This window comes from Marinovum sp. E3 (assembly GCF_055755275.1).
The window spans coordinates 51,451-70,263 of record NZ_JBVTQV010000005.1 but is presented as its reverse complement, the minus strand read 5'-3'; the positions used below and the strand labels follow the sequence as shown (position 1 = coordinate 70,263).

Annotated in this window: 14 protein-coding genes and 1 pseudogene; 9 read left to right on the top strand and 6 right to left on the bottom strand. The window is 57.3% G+C overall.

Annotated elements, in window-relative coordinates:
- Positions 1-8: 8 nt before the first annotated feature.
- The gene (locus AC0J5K_RS21195) at positions 9-2,018 is read left to right on the top strand and encodes a type IV secretory system conjugative DNA transfer family protein (RefSeq protein WP_274563592.1); all 2,010 of its coding nucleotides are present in this window, start codon (positions 9-11) and stop codon (positions 2,016-2,018) included.
- Here AC0J5K_RS21195 and AC0J5K_RS21190 read toward each other — a convergent pair whose 3' ends face one another.
- Complete coding sequence (locus tag AC0J5K_RS21190; protein WP_274563548.1) at positions 2,019-2,813, bottom strand: BrxR family transcriptional regulator; 795 nt, start codon at positions 2,811-2,813, stop codon at positions 2,019-2,021.
- Positions 2,814-2,890: 77 nt separating this feature from the next.
- Here AC0J5K_RS21190 and AC0J5K_RS21185 point away from each other — a divergent pair, with 77 nt between their 5' ends.
- The 5 genes and pseudogenes from AC0J5K_RS21185 to AC0J5K_RS21165 all read left to right on the top strand — a co-directional run bounded on the left by AC0J5K_RS21185 (position 2,891) and on the right by AC0J5K_RS21165 (position 10,135).
- Complete coding sequence (locus AC0J5K_RS21185) at positions 2,891-4,033, top strand: exonuclease SbcCD subunit D (RefSeq protein ID WP_274563546.1); 1,143 nt, start codon at positions 2,891-2,893, stop codon at positions 4,031-4,033.
- On the top strand, positions 4,030-7,104 hold the full coding sequence (locus tag AC0J5K_RS21180; protein WP_274563544.1) for an AAA family ATPase: 3,075 nt from the start codon (positions 4,030-4,032) through the stop codon (positions 7,102-7,104). The genes AC0J5K_RS21185 and AC0J5K_RS21180 overlap by 4 nt, the downstream gene beginning before the upstream one ends.
- A 177-nt stretch (positions 7,105-7,281) precedes the next feature.
- Positions 7,282-8,769: a hypothetical protein gene (locus AC0J5K_RS21175; protein ID WP_473009959.1), complete on the top strand. Its 1,488-nt coding sequence runs from the start codon at positions 7,282-7,284 to the stop codon at positions 8,767-8,769.
- A gap of 28 nt (positions 8,770-8,797) precedes the next feature.
- Positions 8,798-9,384, top strand: a pseudogene (locus AC0J5K_RS21170) (IS5 family transposase); the annotation flags it as partial.
- A 154-nt stretch (positions 9,385-9,538) separates the two neighbouring features.
- Positions 9,539-10,135 carry a hypothetical protein gene (locus tag AC0J5K_RS21165; RefSeq protein ID WP_473009958.1) on the top strand — a complete coding sequence of 199 codons (597 nt, stop codon included), beginning with the start codon at positions 9,539-9,541 and terminating at the stop codon, positions 10,133-10,135.
- On the opposite strand, the gene AC0J5K_RS21160 is transcribed toward AC0J5K_RS21165, so the two are convergent.
- Positions 10,123-10,880, bottom strand: a protein-coding gene (locus AC0J5K_RS21160) for an IS5 family transposase (protein ID WP_420398465.1) whose coding sequence is annotated in 2 segments (ribosomal slippage) — positions 10,123-10,544 and positions 10,544-10,880 — 759 coding nt in all. Because the reading frame shifts where the segments join, the coding sequence is not laid out codon by codon here. The two genes, AC0J5K_RS21165 and AC0J5K_RS21160, sit on opposite strands and share 13 nt — an antisense overlap.
- 462 nt (positions 10,881-11,342) lie before the next feature.
- Between AC0J5K_RS21160 and AC0J5K_RS21155 the strand changes: the two genes are divergently transcribed.
- From AC0J5K_RS21155 to AC0J5K_RS21145, 3 genes are all read left to right on the top strand, one after another.
- A complete protein-coding gene (locus AC0J5K_RS21155) occupies positions 11,343-12,815 on the top strand; it encodes an ATP-binding protein (protein WP_274563474.1) in 1,473 nt (490 codons plus the stop codon).
- 175 nt (positions 12,816-12,990) lie between these two features.
- Positions 12,991-15,039: a pseudomurein-binding repeat-containing protein gene (locus AC0J5K_RS21150; RefSeq protein ID WP_274563475.1), complete on the top strand. Its 2,049-nt coding sequence runs from the start codon at positions 12,991-12,993 to the stop codon at positions 15,037-15,039.
- Positions 15,032-16,225, top strand: coding sequence for a GIY-YIG nuclease family protein (locus AC0J5K_RS21145; protein ID WP_274563477.1), 1,194 nt, complete (start codon positions 15,032-15,034; stop codon positions 16,223-16,225). The genes AC0J5K_RS21150 and AC0J5K_RS21145 overlap by 8 nt, the downstream gene beginning before the upstream one ends.
- Here the strand turns inward: AC0J5K_RS21145 and AC0J5K_RS21140 are convergent.
- The 4 genes from AC0J5K_RS21140 to AC0J5K_RS21125 form a co-directional block, all read right to left on the bottom strand.
- Positions 16,206-16,364, bottom strand: coding sequence for a hypothetical protein (locus AC0J5K_RS21140; protein ID WP_235604638.1), 159 nt, complete (start codon positions 16,362-16,364; stop codon positions 16,206-16,208). The two genes, AC0J5K_RS21145 and AC0J5K_RS21140, sit on opposite strands and share 20 nt — an antisense overlap.
- A 358-nt stretch (positions 16,365-16,722) precedes the next feature.
- On the bottom strand, positions 16,723-17,085 hold the full coding sequence (locus AC0J5K_RS21135) for a SpoIIAA family protein (RefSeq protein WP_050532584.1): 363 nt from the start codon (positions 17,083-17,085) through the stop codon (positions 16,723-16,725).
- Positions 17,057-18,022, bottom strand: coding sequence for a cation diffusion facilitator family transporter (locus AC0J5K_RS21130; protein WP_007803480.1), 966 nt, complete (start codon positions 18,020-18,022; stop codon positions 17,057-17,059). The genes AC0J5K_RS21135 and AC0J5K_RS21130 overlap by 29 nt, the downstream gene beginning before the upstream one ends.
- Entirely contained in the window at positions 18,012-18,782 is a 771-nt protein-coding gene (locus AC0J5K_RS21125; RefSeq protein WP_005645237.1) for a transglutaminase-like domain-containing protein, read from the bottom strand. Before AC0J5K_RS21125 ends, AC0J5K_RS21130 begins: the two co-directional genes overlap by 11 nt.
- Positions 18,783-18,813: the final 31 nt, after the last annotated feature.

The window sequence follows — 18,813 nt, the reverse complement described above, 5'->3', positions numbered from 1 at the left end:
GCGCCTCCATGGGAAAAGCGCGGATCGCCACGGGCGTTCTGCTCGTGACGCTGGTGACCGGGGCCATGGGCTATACCATCGCCTCGGCGGTGCTGACCTACCAGGATCTCGGGTTCGGTGCCGAGATCGACTTTGCCTATATCGCGCAGAACTACCTGGCGATCCTCGATCGCCGCCCGGAGGATGCCCAACTTATTCACCTGATCATCGGCAGCTTTGCCGCTGCCGGCCTGATGCTGAGCCTCGCCCTCTCAGGGTCCGCCCTGACGCGTTTTGGCCAGACCCATTGGCAGACCGCGCGCGAGATGAAGGCCAATGGCTTCTTCGGGGCGCCGGGCACCGGGTTCATCCTCGGCAAGCTGGGGCCGCCGGGCTCCCGCGCCAATTACATTTGCTCGAAGGTTTTCCCGCATGCGCTGATCGTGGCGCCCACGGGTCGCGGCAAGACCACGGGCTTCGTCATTCCGAACCTGCTGACCTGGCAAGGCTCCACCGTGACGCTCGATGTGAAGGGCGAGTGCTTTGAGGCCACGGCCCGGCACCGCGCAGCCCAGGGCGACAAGGTCTATCGCTTTGCCCCCACCGATTGGGAGGGCAAGCGCACGCATCGCTACAACCCGCTCCTGCGCATCTTTGAGCTGAAAGATCCCGCGCGCCAGCAGATGGAATTGCAGCTCCTGGCGACGCTCTTCCTGCAGAGCGACAATGACCGGGTGCAGGGGCTGCTCAAGGGCGGGATCGATCTCTTTGTGGCAGCAGGCCTGCTGGCGTTCCAGCGCAAGCGTCCGACCTTGGGCGAGATCTACCGCATCGCGGCGTCGGGCGGGAACAAGCAGAAGGAGTATTTCGCGCGGGGCCATGAGGTCGACAACAGGGCCGCCAAGCTGATCTTCACCCGGCTGGCCTCGACGAACAACGACACGCTGACCTCTTACGTCTCGCTCCTGATGACCTCGGGGCTCGATCAATGGCAGAACCCGGCCATCGATGAGGCGACGGCAGTCTCGGACTTTGATTTCCGCACGATCCGCAAGAAGCCCTTTTCGGTCTACCTCGTGGTCCAGCCGCTGATGGTGAAGCCGCTCGCGCCGCTGATCCGGCTCTTCTTCTCCGATCTTCTCTCCGCCATGCAGGAAAAGGATCCCGGGCCGGATGAGCCATGGCCCGTGATGATCATGCTCGATGAGTTCAACCGCTTGGGCAAAATGCCGATAGTGGTCGAAAGCATCGAAACCCTGCGCACCTATCGCGGCCACTTGGCCGTGGTGACGCAAACCATCCCCGCTCTCGATGAAATCTATGGCGAGAACACGCGCCGTGCCCTGCAGGGCAATGCCGGTGTGAAGCTCTATCTGACACCTTCAGATGAAAAGACCGTCGAGGAGTTGAGCAAGGCGGTCGGTAAGACCACGAAGACCGTCATCACGCGCTCTCAGTCCATCGGCAAAAACCCCTTTGAAGGGCGCAGCCAGTCGACCCGGACCGAAGAAAGCTCGTTGTTACCTGAAGACGAGGCGCGCCGTCTGCCGCTCGATGAAATCGTCATGGTCATTGATGCCCAGATGCCGGTCCGGGCCAAACGGATCCAGTATTTTGACGACCGGCTCTTCAAGGCGATCCATGCGGCGCAGACGGGCGAGTTGCCGTTTCCGAAGCCGGGGGGAGGTGGACCGCAGGGCACGCTGCCGCTGAGTGTCCGCGCCATGCCGATGACTCCGCCTGCGAGTGGACGACATGGATCTGAAACTGACGCGGCTGTGGAGAGCGCAAGCCAAGTTGTAGGCAGCGACCAATCTTCAGGACAAAACGACACCGTTCCAAAGAAGACCGCGCCCGTCGTTCAAGCCGTCATCGCCGAGGAGCAGCGCCAGATGGAGATGGATTTTGGGAGCCAGGTTGCGGATGGCGAGGCAGCAGGCGTAGGCGATGAGGCGCGGTTGCGCTCCGCGGTGGATGGTCTTGATATGATGGAGGCAACCATGGAGCGGAGTAAGAACGGCTTGCGAGAAGGAATCTAGTCAGATTGGTTGATAGTCAGTTTTCGCGCGCTCAAGTCTAGCGCCAAGGGTATCCAACCCCCACCGCCGATCAAAAAAGAACTCTAAAGCTTTTCTGGTTTCGACCTGGAGCCATTCGCCTTCAAAGCCGAATTCACGTCTGACGACCTTTGCTTGCTGATCTGAAAGGTCTGCCTTCGGTCGCAGCCAGATGATTGCTCGAGTGTTCCATTCCACGTCCTCCGGCAGTGGCTCAACCAGGAGCTTTTCCTTGAACGAGCTGTCAGGATCGATGCGGATCGGGAGGTAGTTCCGATATTCGCCGTGCTTGAAGCTGTGGGCCCGCACGTGAACGCTTTCACCGTCCGACGTGAAGCGGGTCGGCACGATCCACTGCTCTTCGTCGGCACCGGACGACATCGACGTGTATCGTACGTGGATGGCTTTCCCCGACCTGATTGCCTGGTGAAGCAGCGCGATGGTCCTCCGATCTGCCTTTCGTTCCGGTCGTGGCAACGCGGAAGGTGGCGTGCATTCATCATCGATCATCAGGATATCAAAGGCTTCGGTCAGGCCGGATCGTGCTAAAGGCTCGTGTTCGCTCGCAGCTATATAGGTCTTTCGCACCGGATCATAGGTCGGCGGTGTAATGTGCGCGAGGCCGAGATAGACACGGAAGTCTAGCGCTGCCTGCGCGGTCGAAATACCAAAGCGGTCGATCAGATCCTTGCGGTTTGCCATACCCCGCCAGGTCAGGCATCGGTCCAGAAAGATCAGGCGCTCTCTCTGAGCATGTTTGAGGTCGTCGAGCTTCATGTGCCCATCCCTACCTTGACTCCCAGCGATTTGTCCATATAGAAATTATACGAATAAAAATTATATGGACTACTGTCATGAGGATTCTCCACACCGCCGACCTTCATCTCGGGCGTCAGTTCAACGGGATTCCTCTCGATGCCGACCACGGAGCAATTCTCGACCAGATCGTTTTAGTGATCAGCTCTCGCGGTGCCGATGTTCTTGTGATTGCAGGAGATATATTTGACCGGGCTGCCCCGCCGGCGTCTGCTGTGCGGCAGTTCAATGGCTTCCTGGCGCGCGTTGCCTCGGAGACGGAGGCGGCTGTGGTGATGATCGCCGGTAATCATGACTCTGGTGATCGAATCGGATCCATGGCGATCATGACAGACACACGACGCGCTTTGATACGCGGGGCGATCAGTGCGGACGAGAAGCCGCTGTTCCTCACCGACGCCTACGGACCTGTGGCGTTCACGGGGTTGCCCTTCGCCTACGAGTATGCCGCCCGCGAATGTTTCGCCGATGAAGCTCTCCACACTCCCGAGGACGTTCTCGCGGCTCAGGTGGCTTGCGGCCGGCGTAACATTCCCGATGGTACGCGTTGGGTCGTCGTTTCGCATGCTTTTGTAGCCGGGGCATCGAGCAGCGAAAGTGAGCGGCCTCTTACTCGGGTCGGAGGCATCGAGACTGTCAGTTCAGCCGTGTTTGAAGGTGCTCACTATGTGGCGCTTGGGCATCTGCACCGGCCGCAATCGGTCGGTGCCTCCCATATCCGGTATGCGGGATCGCCGTTGGCATTCGGATTTGATGAATCTGACTGCCAGAAGTCGATGAGCCTCGTCGAGATCGATGCGGTCGGGCAAGCCACGATTGAGAACATTCCTTTCGAACCCATTCGCCGGGTGCGCGTCTTGAAGGGACGTCACGCAGAGCTTCTCCTCGCAGACCGATCTGACGATTTCATCAAGGTCGTGCTTACCGATGATGCGCCTGTAATCGATGGAATGAAGCGCATCCGCGACGTGTTCCCGAACGCCTGTGAACTTGTCTACGAGCGGGATGAGCAGGCACCAGAAGTAAAGTCCCTAGCTGGACGTGCCCTAGCGGTCGCGAACCCTGTCGAAGTCATTGGCGACTTCCTCGAACACGTGCGGGACGAAGGGTTCTCAGAGAGCGAACTGGCCGTTGTAGCGTCGGCACTCGGTCGCTTGCGTGAGACGGAGGATATGCAATGAGACCAGTTCGGCTAACACTTCAGGCGTTCGGTCCCTATCCGGGCCGGGTGGTCATCGACTTTCGGGATGCCGTCGAAGCGGGTCTTTTCGGCATTTACGGACAAACAGGGTCGGGCAAATCGACCATATTCAGCGCGATGACCTTTGCGCTCTTTGGAGAAGCGGCGAAGGCGGAGCAAGACGCTCCTTCCCTGCGCTCGGATCACGCCGATCCGGATGTAATGACTGAGGCGGAGTTCGTGTTCGACATTGGTGAACGGCGATATGTTGTGCTTCGCCGACCCGACCAGATGCGACCCAAGGCACGCGGTGAAGGCGAGACTCGGAGCGCACATGAAGCCTATCTGTTCGATGCGACCGGAATGTCGTTGGACGAAATCACAGACGCGGCGCGGGGCAAGATCGTGGCCGAGAAGAAGGTGCGCGACGTCGATGCGGCGGTCGTCGAGATGCTCGGATATGGCTCCGAGCAGTTTCGCCAGATCGTCCTGCTGCCGCAAGGGCGCTTCGAGAAGTTCCTTTCGGCCAAAACGAAAGAGCGTCTTAAAATCCTGCGAGAACTCTTCGATGTCTCGTTGTACGAGAAGCTCATGGCCGATCTCAAGTCAGCAGCCGATGAAGCTGAACGGCAGGTGCGGCAGGAACGCGAACTCTGCGCGAGACAGCTCGCGGCCGAAGGATTCGAGAGCACCGATGCATTGATCGCGGGCATCGAAACCGCAACTGCGAAATGTGCAGAGTTTCGCGCAAATGAAGAAACCAAGAAGGCGACGGCTGAAGCTGCTGAGAAGGCGCTGCGCCAGGCAGAGGCCATCGAGGAAAAGTTTGCGGCGGCTGAAAAGATGAGGCAACGGCTTCGCGCAATTGAGGCGCGGAAGGGTGATGTCGAGGCGCTTTCGGAGCAGGCCCAACAAGCCGAGCGCGCGCGCGGTCTGATTGATGTCGAGGAACGTGTGAGGGATGCCGAACGCGAGGTTGGTGAAGCCGAGAGTGCGCGCGAAAAAGCAAATGAGACAGCTGAGGGTGCCAAGGAACAAGCAGAGAAGGCGGCAGAGGCGCTTCGAAGTGAGGAAGAACGCGCTGAGGAGGTCGAAAACCTGCGCAAGAGGAGCGCTGAACTGGAGAGGTATGGTCGTATCCTCGAGGCAGCAGCCGATAGCAATCAGACCGTCGAAATCGCGCTGAAAGAGCAGCGGGACGCCGATAACGCATTTAAGGCGGCAAAGGCACAACTGAGCGAAATGCAGGAGAAGCGCACCTCAAAAAGCGCAGCGTTAAAAGTGGCGCGGGAGACGGAGACGAAGCGCACAGAGATCGCGGGCCGGCGCACAGAGCTCGACAAAAGGCACTTGGCCGCCCAAACCTACGAGGGCGCTTTACAGGATGTTGCAACGGCTAAGGGCGCTGTCGAAGAACAGCTTCGGATGTCGGAAGCTGCCTCAGGAAGGGCCAAGTATGCGCAAGAAAATCATGAAACGGCCGAAAAGAATCTCGCGGCCGCACAGGCGGTCCACCTTGCGACAAGATTGGAAGCAGGGTCGCCATGTCCGGTCTGCGGCGCAACCGAACATCCTTTGCTGGCGACCGGCGCGATCAGTAGTGCCGGCCTGGACAAGGCATTTCGAGAGTCACGAGAAGCATGGCTGGCCGCCGATCGCGAAGCCCGGCAAGCCGGCGAAGCACTGGTCGGGGTGCAAGCGACGCTCGAAGAGCGACGGAAACGCTTGTCCGCCCTGGAGCCCCCAGAGGAGCGTGCGGACGTCATCGCTGCGCAAATAGGCCGTGAGGATGCCGCGCTCGCGGCGCTTGGCCCCCGGGTCAACATTGTTGTCGCGGAGGCCGGGATCGAGGACCTGGGACGGCAGATCGGGGAACTGGAGCGGAAATGCGATGAGTTGCGGGACTGCTTCGATGAGCGGCGGAACAAGGCAACGGAGGCCAAGGCGGCGCGCGATGGCAGGCTCGCCGAGGTCCCGGAGAACCTGCGCGATGCGCCGGCGCTGGCGGCCACACTGCAGAAGGTAGCCGGATCGCTGGAGTCGCTGCAGGCGGCGCGGATTGCGGCGGAAAAGGCGCTGAGCACTGCGCGCGAAAAGGCACTCGGCGCGGTCAAGGATCTCGAAAGCGCGGACAAGACGCTCTCGGACAGCAAGGCGCGCCATCAGAAGGCGGTGGAGGTCTTCAGGACCAGACTGGCTGGCGCTGGCCTCACATCAGAGGCGTTTCAGTCTCTCAAACCAGCCATCGAAACGCTCAATGAAGATAGAGAAACGGTCGAGACCTACCGGCGCGAGCACAAGAGTGCGTCTGATGCAGTCACAGATGCTGCCTCTGCGATTGAAGGCATGTCCCGGCCTGATATTGGAGCGTTACGGGAAACGCACCAGACCCATGCTGAGGCACTCGGCAGGGCGACCGAAGAACGCGTCGCCGCCCAGACCCGTGTCGATCATTTGGATCGGCTTAGGAAGGGGATGGAAGAGACGCTGCGCAAGCTTGACGAAGCCGAAGCGGCATCAGGCCCGCTGCGCGGACTAGCTGCGCTGGTGAACGGGCAGAACTCGCAAAGACTGACCTTGGAAACATTCGCGATAGGCGCGATGTTCGACCAGATTCTGGAAGCGGCAAACTTACGCTTCGGCCCGATGACAAACTATCAGTATAGTCTTGAGCGCGAGATGGAGAACGGAGGGCGAGGAAAACGAGGCCTTGGAACACAGGTGTTTGATGCGCACACCGGGAAATCACGCGCCACAAGCACACTCTCAGGCGGCGAGACGTTCATTGCGGCACTCGCTCTCGCACTGGGTCTTGCCGACGTGGTCGAAGCGGCGAGCGGCAAGGTCCGGCTCGACACGATTTTCATCGATGAAGGGTTTGGAAGCCTCGACACCGAAAATGGGTCGGGCACCCTCGAACAGGTCCTACAGGTCCTCAATTCCATCGTCCGGCAGAACCGCGCCGTGGGTCTGATTTCGCATGTCCCGCTCGTCCAAGAGGCGATCCCCAATGGCTTCTATGTCAGGAAAGGGATGTCTGGGAGTAGTGTAGAGGAAAGGGGGTTGGTGTGATGGCTTCCCAACGGGAGATCAGCGCGAAGAAGACCTTTGGCATTTTCAACTACAAAGGCGAGGATGTCGTTGCTATCTCGGTTTGTATGGGGACACTTCTGGTAGCACAGCATGTGCAACAAACCGCTAGGGTCAAATACAATGGCCTTTGGGGGCAGAGATCACTTGGAGGATATCGTGGCCGATAAGCTGAATATAGATCTAAGATATTGTTATGGTATTGGAAAACTAGAGGCGGAGCTGGAGTTCAAGCATAAAGGCTACGCCATCTACGCTCCGAACGGTGTTATGAAAACATCGTTTGCGAAGACAATGATGGATCTTTCGGAAGGCAACACGCCTAAGGACCTGCACTTCCCGAATCGCGAACCTACTTGCGAGATCACCCTGAATGGGGAGGGGCTTAAGAAAGAGGAAATTTTCGTCGTTAAGTCGTACGATGACAAATTCTCCTCAAGCCAGGTATCCACTCTTCTCGCAAACGCTGAGCTTAGATCGAAGTACGAAAAAATCCATCAGTCTATTGGCGAAGCAAAAAAATCTTTGGACAGAGCTCTCAGAAACGCTGCAGGGTTTGGTGAAAGGTCACGGGAGAATTTAGACTCGATTATCGAGGATGTGTTTGGCAGTAGCTACTATGAGGCACTTGCTGCAATAGAGGATGAACTCGGGGGAGTCAGCCAGTCAGACCTTTCCAAAGTCGACTACAAAATCATTTATGATCCCAAAGTTCAGCAATTCCTTTCCAGTGAAGACGTAGCGGCTGCAGTCGAAGACTTTGCGCAAAAGTATGATGAGATCACCGAGCAGTCTCCAATCCTACGAAGGAACTTTCAGTATCACAATGTTGCTCAGGTTCAGCAGCAGCTGGAGGCGAATAATTTCTTCGGTGCTGGGCATCGCATCAGCTTGGTAGATGAAAACACTGATCAGATGGAAGAGGTTTCCTCGGACCAATCTCTCCGCGAACGCATTGAGGAGGAGAAGCTTCGCGTTCTGAACGATGAGACAGTCGCGAAGAAGTTTGACACATTCAACTCGAAGCTCAAAAATAAAGAACTACAGGCTTTCCGGGACTATATCACAGAAAACAAACACCTTCTGCCGATGCTAAGCGATCCGGAAGGCCTTAAACGTGACCTGTGGATGCAGTATCTTCGGGTTGCATTTGATGAGTACAATACGCTTGTTTCTGAGTATCGAACCGGTCAACGGGACCTGGACGCAACCGTCACAGAGGCAGATGAAAGCAGAGGCGATTGGGATGCCGTGGTTGCCGACTTCAATCGCCGCTTTCTTTATTTGCCATTTGAACTTGCTGTTGAGAACAAATCAGATGCGATTCTCAAAGGCAGTGCTCCATCCATAGCCTTCGTTGTCAGAGATGCGGGCGAGGAGAGGCGATACGCGTCATCTGAAAAGCAGGATTTACTTTGTGCTCTGAGCACCGGCGAAAGCCGAGCACTGTACATCTTGGACATCATGTATGAGGTGTTTGTGCGGTGGAAGAACCGAGCTAAGACCCTCTTTGTTTTTGATGATATTTCGGACTCTTTTGACTACAAGAATAAGTTTGCGATCATTGATTTCTTGGAAGATGTGACCAAGGTCGAAGATACTAATTTCCTAGGCTCAGGATGCATTGATTTCGGCCGCACCGCGTGATTCACGGCTCTTAAAACGGAGCTGTGACATGAGCGATCTTTTCTGGCTGACCGACGCGCAGATGGCGCGTCTGAAGCCCTTCTTTCCGAAATCGCACGGAAAGCCGCGCGTTGACGACAAGCGTGTGTTGAGCGGCATAATCTTTATCAATCGTAATGGCTTGCGCTGGCGTGACGCTCCTGCCGCCTACGGCCCGCACAAGACGCTCTACAGCCGATGGAAGCGTTGGAGCGAGAAAGGCATCTTCGCGCGGATGATGGCGGGTCTGGCCGCCCTGCACGGCGAGAAGAATACAGTGATGATCGATGCGACCTACCTGAAGGCACATCGCACGGCGTCCAGCCTGGGCGTGAAAAAAGGGGGCGTGGTCGCCTGATCGGTCGCACCAAGGGCGGCATGAACACCAAACTGCACGCCATCTGCGACAGTCAGGGGCGCCCGCTCGACCTGTTCGTCACCGCCGGTCAGGTCAGCGATTACATCGGCGCGCGGGCATTGCTCAGCGGCCTTCCAAAAGTCAATTGGCTGCTCGGGGATCGCGGCTACGATGCCGACTGGTTCCGGGAAGCGTTGAAAGACAAAGGGATACGCGCCTGCATCCCTAGCCATCGTTCTGACTCATAACTTCGATTTCCTTCGAACAGTTTCAAGTAGAGATATCTGTCCAGCACATCAGTGTCGGCTGGCCTTTCGATCTGAGGATGGAATTAAACTTGAGCCTTTCGAGCAGACAGACATCCAGAGTCCGTTTCGTAAGTGGCAGGGAAGGTTGGCGGAACCGTCCGTTCTAATCGCGTATATCCCGTTCCTGCGTAATTTAATTGAATACACGATCGGCCCTAAAGATTCAGATGGGAACGCAAACGCTGATTACCTACAGCTTACTAGGATGCTCCACTTTAAGGATGAAACTGAAGCCCTTACTATTCAGGACTACAAGATAGTATTCGAACGTCATTTGACGGGTTGTACATTTCCAGATGTTGATTTGACGAAAAAAGTTGTGGAGCATTTATTCGCGACTGCCGATGAGTGTGAGAACGTTGCCGATGGCATAAATTTAGAGCATAAAATTGCTCTCTCAATTGCTATCAGGATGCGAGCCGAACGCTACATGGTCGCAAAGATCCGTTCTGCGGAAGCAGATTATGATGTTTCGAACAAAACGATGGGAAAGATACTACAAAAATTCAAAGACTTGTTCAACAACGAAGCCGAGAAAATTGGACTTCTACGCCGCGTCAATCTAATCACGCCAGCGAACATTCACCTCAATTCTTTCATGTATGAACCAATCCTAGACATGGGTATGGCTGAATTGGTGGCGCTGTATCAGGCCGTTAGGGTCAGGATTCATAACCAATAGATGACAATAGCTGCGAGGGCTATGGCAGAGAGGAATACCTTTGGACAGCGGTCATAGCGGGTCGCGACGCGCCTCCAGTCCTTGAGCCTTCCGAACATGATCTCGATGCGGTTGCGCCGCTTGTATCGGCGCTTGTCGTATTTGACCGGGGTCTTGCGTTGCTTTCGACCTGGGATGCAGGCGCGTATCCCTTTGTCTTTCAACGCTTCCCGGAACCAGTCGGCATCGTAGCCGCGATCCCCGAGCAGCCAATTGACTTTTGGAAGGCCGCTGAGCAATGCCCGCGCGCCGATGTAATCGCTGACCTGACCGGCGGTGACGAACAGGTCGAGCGGGCGCCCCTGACTGTCGCAGATGGCGTGCAGTTTGGTGTTCATGCCGCCCTTGGTGCGACCGATCAGGCGACCACGCCCCCTTTTTTCACGCCCAGGCTGGACGCCGTGCGATGTGCCTTCAGGTAGGTCGCATCGATCATCACTGTATTCTTCTCGCCGTGCAGGGCGGCCAGACCCGCCATCATCCGCGCGAAGATGCCTTTCTCGCTCCAACGCTTCCATCGGCTGTAGAGCGTCTTGTGCGGGCCGTAGGCGGCAGGAGCGTCACGCCAGCGCAAGCCATTACGATTGATAAAGATTATGCCGCTCAACACACGCTTGTCGTCAACGCGCGGCTTTCCGTGCGATTTCGGAAAGAAGGGCTTCAGACGCGCCATCTGCGCGTCGGTCAGCCAGAAAAGATCGCTCATGTCACAGCTCCGTTTTAAGAGCCGTGAATCACGCGGTGCGGCCGAAATCAATGCATCCTGAGCCTAAGGTTAGTGATGACGCGAAGAGGCAATACCTTGCAGATAAAAAATCGGGACAGTTCCTACTTCACGAATACAATGAGTGGGAGAACGACAGAGGCAAACCCGCGTACGTATTGGGGTTGTGGGCAAGATTGCATCCGCACGGCAGCCATCCGGGTCTATCAGATGAAGAAGATTGTGCTTTTCGGTTTCAAATAATCCTGATCACAGCCCGCATATTTTTAAGACGTTTTGATAAGCGAGTGAAAGGTCAATGATCAAAGGTTTTCCCTCCATTTCGATTATTTATGCCACCAACGGTAGCCCGGCCAAGCCGAACGATCAGCGTCGGCGGGCAATACAGGAATGCCCCTACGACAAACGCTGCCCAGGCGTGGTGGGTCAGAAAGTGGACACACTATGACCCTTGACCCTGTCATGAGCGCGGAACGCACCCGCAGGTTGGTGGACGATCTGCGTGCCAAACCAGCGGAAACCACATGGATCGAGTTCAAGGAAAACAATGCCGACGGGCCGTTGATCGGCAAGCTGATCTCGGCCTTGTCCAATGCCGCACGTCTGGCCGATCAGCACTTTGCCTATGTGGTTTGGGGGGTGCGAGACGGTGATCATGCGGTTGTCGGCACGAGTTTCGAGCCGACCGTGAAAAAGGAGAAGGGGCAGCCGCTCGAACTGTGGGTGGCCAACCACCTCCAGCCGGGCATCGAGTTCCGGTTCGAAGAGGTCGAACATGACGGGCAGCGCCTGATCCTGCTGACTATCCCCGCCGCCGCAACCGCTCCGGTAGAGTTTGACCGGACCGCCTATTTGCGCATCGGCAGTGCCACGCCGCGCCTGTCCGACCATCCGGAACGCCTGCGTGCCCTCTGGAGCAAGTTGCAGCCCTACGCTTGGGAGACAGGCGTCGCGGCGCAGTTCCTGTCCGGCGACGACGTTCTTGCGCGGCTGAATTACGCCAACTACTTCGATCTTACGGGCCAGCCCTTGCCGGATAACAGGCAGGGGATCTTCGACAAGCTATTGGCAGATCGTCTGATCCAGAAAGATGTAAGCGACCGCTGGAACATTACCAATCTGGGCGCAATCCTGTATGCCAAGAAACTTTCCGATTTCGGCCCCTCTGTAGAGCGCAAAGGGGTTCGTTTCGTGGCCTATGCTGGCACCGGACGTGCAGATGACGTGAGTCACCGCCAGGATGGCCAGCGCGGCTATGCAGCGGGTTTTCAGGGTTTGGTGGACTATATCGACGGTCTTCTGCCCCGCAACGAACTGATTGGTAAAGCGTTCCGCGAGGAGCGACCGCTTTACCCGTCGATAGCGATCCGCGAATTGATCGCCAACGCATTGATCCACCAAGACATGACAATCACCGGCGCAGGACCACTCATCGAGTTGTTCAGTGATCGAATGGAGATCACGAACCCGGGCGCCCCCTTGGTTAGCCCCGACCGGTTTTTGGACTCGCCGCCGCGTTCCCGAAATGAAGCCCTTGCGTCGTTGATGCGGCGGATGAAACTTTGCGAAGAACAAGGCACCGGCATCGACAAGGTGATCTCGGCGGTTGAGCTGCACCAGTTGCCCCCACCGGATTTCCGCATGGAGGGAGACGCCGTGCGCGTGGTTCTGTTTGCACCACGCCGATTTGCGGACATGACACCGGAAGAAGCCGTGCGAGCGTGTTACCAACATGCCGCGCTCAAATACGTAGGCGGTCAAAAGATGACGAACGCGACACTTCGGGAGCGGCTTGGCATCGACGACCAGAACGCTGCGCAGGCATCGCGGGTTATTCGCGCAACGCTGGATGCTGATCTGATCCGTCCTGCGGATGCTGAACGCCCTCGTGCCGGATATGTCCCCTCATGGGCGTGACAGGGACAACATTTGATCGGGTTTTGATTGTGCGTATGTGGGCTAGAGGGCGTAAATTGGAAAACACATATAAATCATACTGTTACGATAGGCAGGGTGCGGTATCGCTACTTGATCGGGTTTTGATTGCCTGCCCCAAAGCGAATGATTCCGCGCCCCTCAGAAGGAAAACATCATGACACAGCAGGTTCCTTCCGTCTCTGTCAATTACGCGGCCAATGGAAGCTCGACCAAATCGAACGAGCTTGGCATGCGCGAAATGCAAGAGGGTGCCTATGAGAAGCGGGGCGAGCAATACCTGCTGATCAAGTCGCCCCCGGCCTCGGGCAAATCGCGCGCGCTAATGTTCATCGCGCTCGACAAGCTGCACAATCAGGGCCTGCGTCAGGCCATCGTCGTGGTGCCAGAAAAATCCATCGGGTCCAGCTTCAACGACGAGCCGCTGAGCAAGTACGGCTTCTGGGCAGACTGGACCGTGCAACCGCGATGGAACCTATGCAACGCTCCCGGCGGGGATGACGGCAAGGTCGGCGCTGTCGGCAAGTTTCTGGCGAGCGACGACAAGATTCTGGTCTGCACCCACGCGACCTTTCGGTTCGCCGTGGACAAGTTCGGGATTGAAGCGTTTGATGATCGGCTCATCGCGGTAGACGAGTTTCACCACGTCTCTGCCAACCCTGATAACAAGCTGGGCACGCATCTGGGCGCACTGGTCGCGCGCGACAAGGTGCATCTGGTTGCGATGACCGGGTCCTATTTCCGCGGCGATGCCGAAGCCGTTCTGTCGCCCGAAGATGAGGCAAAGTTCGATACCTTCACCTATACCTACTATCAGCAGTTGAATGGTTACAAATACCTCAAGACGCTCGACATCGGGTATTTCTTCTATTCCGGGTCCTATGCGGACGACATCCTCAAGGTTTTGGATCCGACCGAGAAGACAATCCTTCACATCCCGAACGTGAACTCGCGCGAAAGCACCAAGGACAAGCATCGCGAGGTCGAGCATATCATTGACGCCCTGGGCGATTGGCAGGGAGCGGATCCCATCACAGGCTTTCAGCTGGTCAAGACGCCCGACGAGCGAGTCTTACGCATCGCCGATCTGGTGGACGACGAGCCATCCAAGCGTGACAAGGTTTCCGCCGCGCTGAAAGACTCCACGCAGAAGAACAACCGCGATCATGTCGACATCATCATCGCCCTGGGTATGGCGAAAGAAGGGTTCGATTGGATCTGGTGCGAACACGCCCTGACGGTGGGTTATCGCGCCAGCCTGACGGAGATCGTGCAGATCATCGGCCGCGCCACCCGCGATGCCGAGGGCAAGACCCGAGCGCGGTTCACCAACCTTATCGCGGAGCCCGACGCCGCGGCCGAAGCCGTGACCGAGGCAGTCAACGATACACTGAAGGCGATCGCTGCAAGCCTGCTGATGGAGCAGGTGCTGGCCCCACGTTTCAACTTCACGCCCAAGACCGTGAAAAGTGGCCCTGTCGAAGGGTTCGATTACGGCGAGGGCGGCTATGACCCCAACAAAGAGAACGTTGGCTTCAGCGAGGCCAGCGGGCAGTTCCAGATCGAAATCAAAGGTCTGGTCGAACCCAAGAGCAAGGAAGCCAAACGCATCTGCCAGGAGGACCTCAACGAAGTCATCACAGCTTTCGTTCAGGACAAGACCACGATCGAGCGCGGGCTCTTCGATGAGGAGCTGGTGCCGGAGGAACTGACGCAGGTCCGCATGGGCAAGATTGTCGGTGCCAGGTTCCCAGAGCTAGATGCAGAGGATCAGGAAGCGGTGCGCCAACACGCAGTTGCTGCGCTGAACCTGACCCAGAAGGCGAAAGAGATCGCGCTGTCGAACCGCGATGACACAGAAACAACCGGCAATACCGCCTTGATCGACGGGGTGCGCAAATTCGCAATGGACGTGCGCGAACTCGACATCGATCTGATTGATCGCATCAATCCGTTCGGCGAAGCCTACTCGATTCTGGCAAAGACGATGAGCGAGGAAAGCCTTCGGCAGGTTCAGGCCGTCATCTCGGCGAAAAAGGTGCAACTGTCACCGGACGAGGCGCGAGATCTGGCGAAACGCGCCGTCAAGTTCAAGCAGGAGCGGGGCCGTCTGCCTTCCATCACATCGCCTGATCCGTGGGAGAAGAAAATGGCCGAAGGCGTCGCCTATCTCGCGCGCATGAAGCAGGAGGCTACCAATGGCTAAGGGTTTCACCGACGAAGACGACGCCCTCCTTGCTGAGCTTGGCGTCGAGGTCGAGGTCAAGAAGCAGCTCAGCCGCACACCACGCGAAGAACGCATCATCGCAGGTTTTGAGGAAATCTTGCGATTTGCAGATGAGCATGGCCGGCCTCCCCAGCACGGGGAGGATCGTGATATCTTTGAACGCCTCTACGCCGTGCGTCTTGATCGGATCCGCGACTTGCAGGAATGCCGCGACCTCCTTGCCCCACTCGACGAGCAGGGTCTCCTAGCAAACACTCCTGCGCCCTCAGCATCAGACTCCGATGACCTCGATGACGATGCCCTCCTCGCCGAACTGGGCGTGGAAGTTGCTAAATCACCTCTCACGGAATTGAAGCATGTCCGGTCAACAGCCGAGAAAAAGGCCGCCGATGAAGTCGCAAACCGCGAGAAATGCAAGGATTTCGCGACGTTCAAACCCTTGTTCGAGCAGGTCCAGAAAGAACTGGATAGCGGCTTGCGCGAAACTCGCCCGTTCGAGATGAAAGCCGAGATCGAGAAGGGACGCTTCTTCATCGTCAGCGGTCAAAAGGCCCATGTCGCCGACAAGGGCGAGACCATCACCAACGAGCAAGGTCGCACGGATGCGCGTCTGCGGGTGATTTTCGACAACGGGACCGAGAGCAACATGCTGATGCGCTCGCTTCAGCGCGCGTTGAACAAGGACGACGCCGGACGGCGGATCACCGATCCTTCGGCAGGGCCACTTTTTTCCGATCAGACACTCGACGGTGATGAGGCGAGCGGGATCATTTATGTTCTTCGCAGCAAATCCGATCATCCACTCGTCACGGCAAACCGGGAACTCGTGCATAAGATCGGCGTCACCAATATGAGCGTTGATAAGCGGATTGCTGGCGCGCACTTGCAGCCGACGTTTTTGATGGCGAACGTCGAGGTGGTTGCAACTTATGAACTCTACAACATCAACCGAACAAAACTGGAGAACCTGATCCATCGCATTTTCGAACCCGCACGGCTCGAGATCGAAATCATGGATCGCTTTGGAAGGCCTGTGGTCCCACGAGAATGGTTCCTCGTACCCCTCTTCGTCATCAACGACGCTGTTGAAAAGATCAGGGATGGCACAATAACGAGCTATCGCTATGATCCCCGCGCTGCCGAACTCAAACGGATTTCGGGGTAGACGCCGCAATGGATGCTGCGTGCCGCTTTCTGGCACCCTCGACCAGCGGGATGTTGGCGGTCGTGCAGCTCATATCGGCAAGGCCGACGATGATCTTGAAATCACGCAGCTTGAGAACGCTGCGGCTGATGACGAGCATATTGTTGTCTCCCCAGTCAGGGAGCAACCGCCCGGGAGACCCGGGCTTCGCACCAGCCATTATGTCGCTTCTAGGAACCTTCCTTGCTGAGTGCTTCCATGAGATAGCAGTCGGCCAAGAGTAAAGTCGCATAATGAAGTTTATGTTAACCAACTGGCGCCCTGAGCCGCTAAAACATTACGATTTGATAATGCCCCGGCAAGGGCAGTGCCACCGTACCAAAGTTACTCCTTTGCGAAAGGAGCGACCATGTTCAGAACTTTCGGATTGCTCTTGGGTCTCGCAACTGCTGTAGCTCTTTTGTTTATGGTTTCGAACAGATGCTGTCTTCTGCGAAGGCATCTGATTGAAAGCTACTCTACCTTTCACTTGCCCAGGCGATTGCCGCCTTCATTTCCGCCGGGTCGAACTGACGGAGTTCTGCCGTGGTCAGCACGTCGGCGAACCTGGTTCCCCACTCCAACAAAGCCCCTTCGCCCACCACAGCGACGCGGCGGAAGTCATTCCTATGGGCTGTGTCGATTTTCAGATCTTCGAGCAGAGCGGACGGCCCATCGTAGCCTTCGAACCTCGTGAGATCGAGAACCAGGCCGGGCTTACTTGTCTCTTGCAGGCGCTCATGAAGCAGGGCGTGCATCCGTTTCAGGTCGCTTTCGCTGAGCTTGCCCTCGCAGGCGAGGCCAATCGTGTCGTCATGAGCTGTCAGTGTCTCGGTGAACATGGTTTTCCTCCTCTTTTTCCGGTTTGCCGTGACCGTAAAGGTCAGCGTTTTCGTGTGCGCGGTCTTCGTGCTCAAATTCCAGACTCGAATGACCGATGCTGAAATCGTCCTTCAGCCGGTCCTTGATCGCGGCCTTGATCTTTTCGATTTGACCCCAGCCGTCCGCTGTCAGCACGACGTGGCAGTCCAGAGCCGCCTCGTGCTCCTGCATCTGCCACAGATGCACGTGATGAACGTCCGCGACACCATCCACACCCCGCATCGCCTGAACGACGGTTTCATTATCGATGTCCGGTGGACTGCCGAGCATCAGCGTCCGAATCGGACCGCCGATCTCGGTAAATGCGAGGTAGAGGATGTAGAGAGCGATGCCGATGGTGATCGCCGGGTCGACCCACCGCATGTTGTAGAGGAGGATGAGCGAGCCGCCGATGATGACCGCCACGGAGGCCAAAGCGTCCGATAGGTTGTGCAGGAAGAGCGCACGGATGTTCACGCTGCCTTTCTGCATCGAATAGGTGAGCAGCGCCGTCAACGTGTCGACGACCAGTGCCACACCGCCCAGGATCACCACCGTCCAGCCCTGTACCTCTGGTGGGTCGATCATGCGCATGCCACCCTCGTAGATCAGGTAGAAGCCGATCAGGATAAGTGTCGTGTAGTTGATGAGCGCTGCGACGATTTCTACCCGCCCATAGCCGAAGGTCATGCGCTTGTCCGCCGGGCGGCGAGCGATCTTACGCGCGAAGAAGGCGATCACCAGCGACGCCATGTCCGAGAAATTGTGGAGGGCATCCGCGATCAGCGCGAGGCTGCCGGAAAGGATCCCGCCGACGATCTGCGCGACCGTCAGGAGGCCGTTGGCCCAGATGGCGATGGAGACGCGACGATCACCGGATTGAGGATCGATGTGGGCGTGGCCGTGATCATGCGGCACGGTTCGTCTCCTCATGGCGGTGGTTCGGCCGATCGAATCCGGGGACCGGCGGCAAGATTCCGCGGCGGATGCGGCGAACCCTGGCATTCATCCAGTGACGGATGACGTGGCGATAGAGCAAGTCGCGCACAAATCCGAAGTTCTGGCGGTGCTTTGAGTAAAAATCGTCGGGTGCGTTGAAGGTTCCAAGATCGCGAACAATACCGGTTTTCTGGATGTAGGTATCATTGCCGGACCAAGTGACAGGCGGGGCGCTCAGACACTCCGTTCCAACCCCGTAGCCGCACAGACTATCCGTCTCGCGGAATTTCTGCTGCAGCGTCTGCAGGAAAGGCGCGTCCAGGATGAAGCCTTCAAGATTGACCCATCCGTCGCCCAAGTCCACCTCTACCCAGGAGTGGAGGATTTCGGACGGCGCGAGGGGATAGACGAGTTCCGGAACGACGCCTCTCTGAAGCGCCTTGTGGATTGTGAACCCGTGCAGTCGGCAGCGAACTCCCACGCCACGCAGCAGGGCCATGAGGAGCGTGCCCTTGGTGTTGCACTGCCCGTGGCCATCTGCGAGGACCTCGGACGCCGGAATGTCGTCGGCGCGGTTGTAGCCGAAGGTAATCTCGTTCCTGACGAAATCGTAGATGGCCCCAATTCGGTCGTCGCTGGGAAGGTCTGCCCAGCCGCGCTCCTCGATCAGTTTTGCAATTGAGGTCGCGTCAAAATCCAGCAGCCGGGTTTTGGCCAAATGAGGGTCGGCGGGGTTCACGGGATATCTCCTCGAATCGTTCACGAGAATA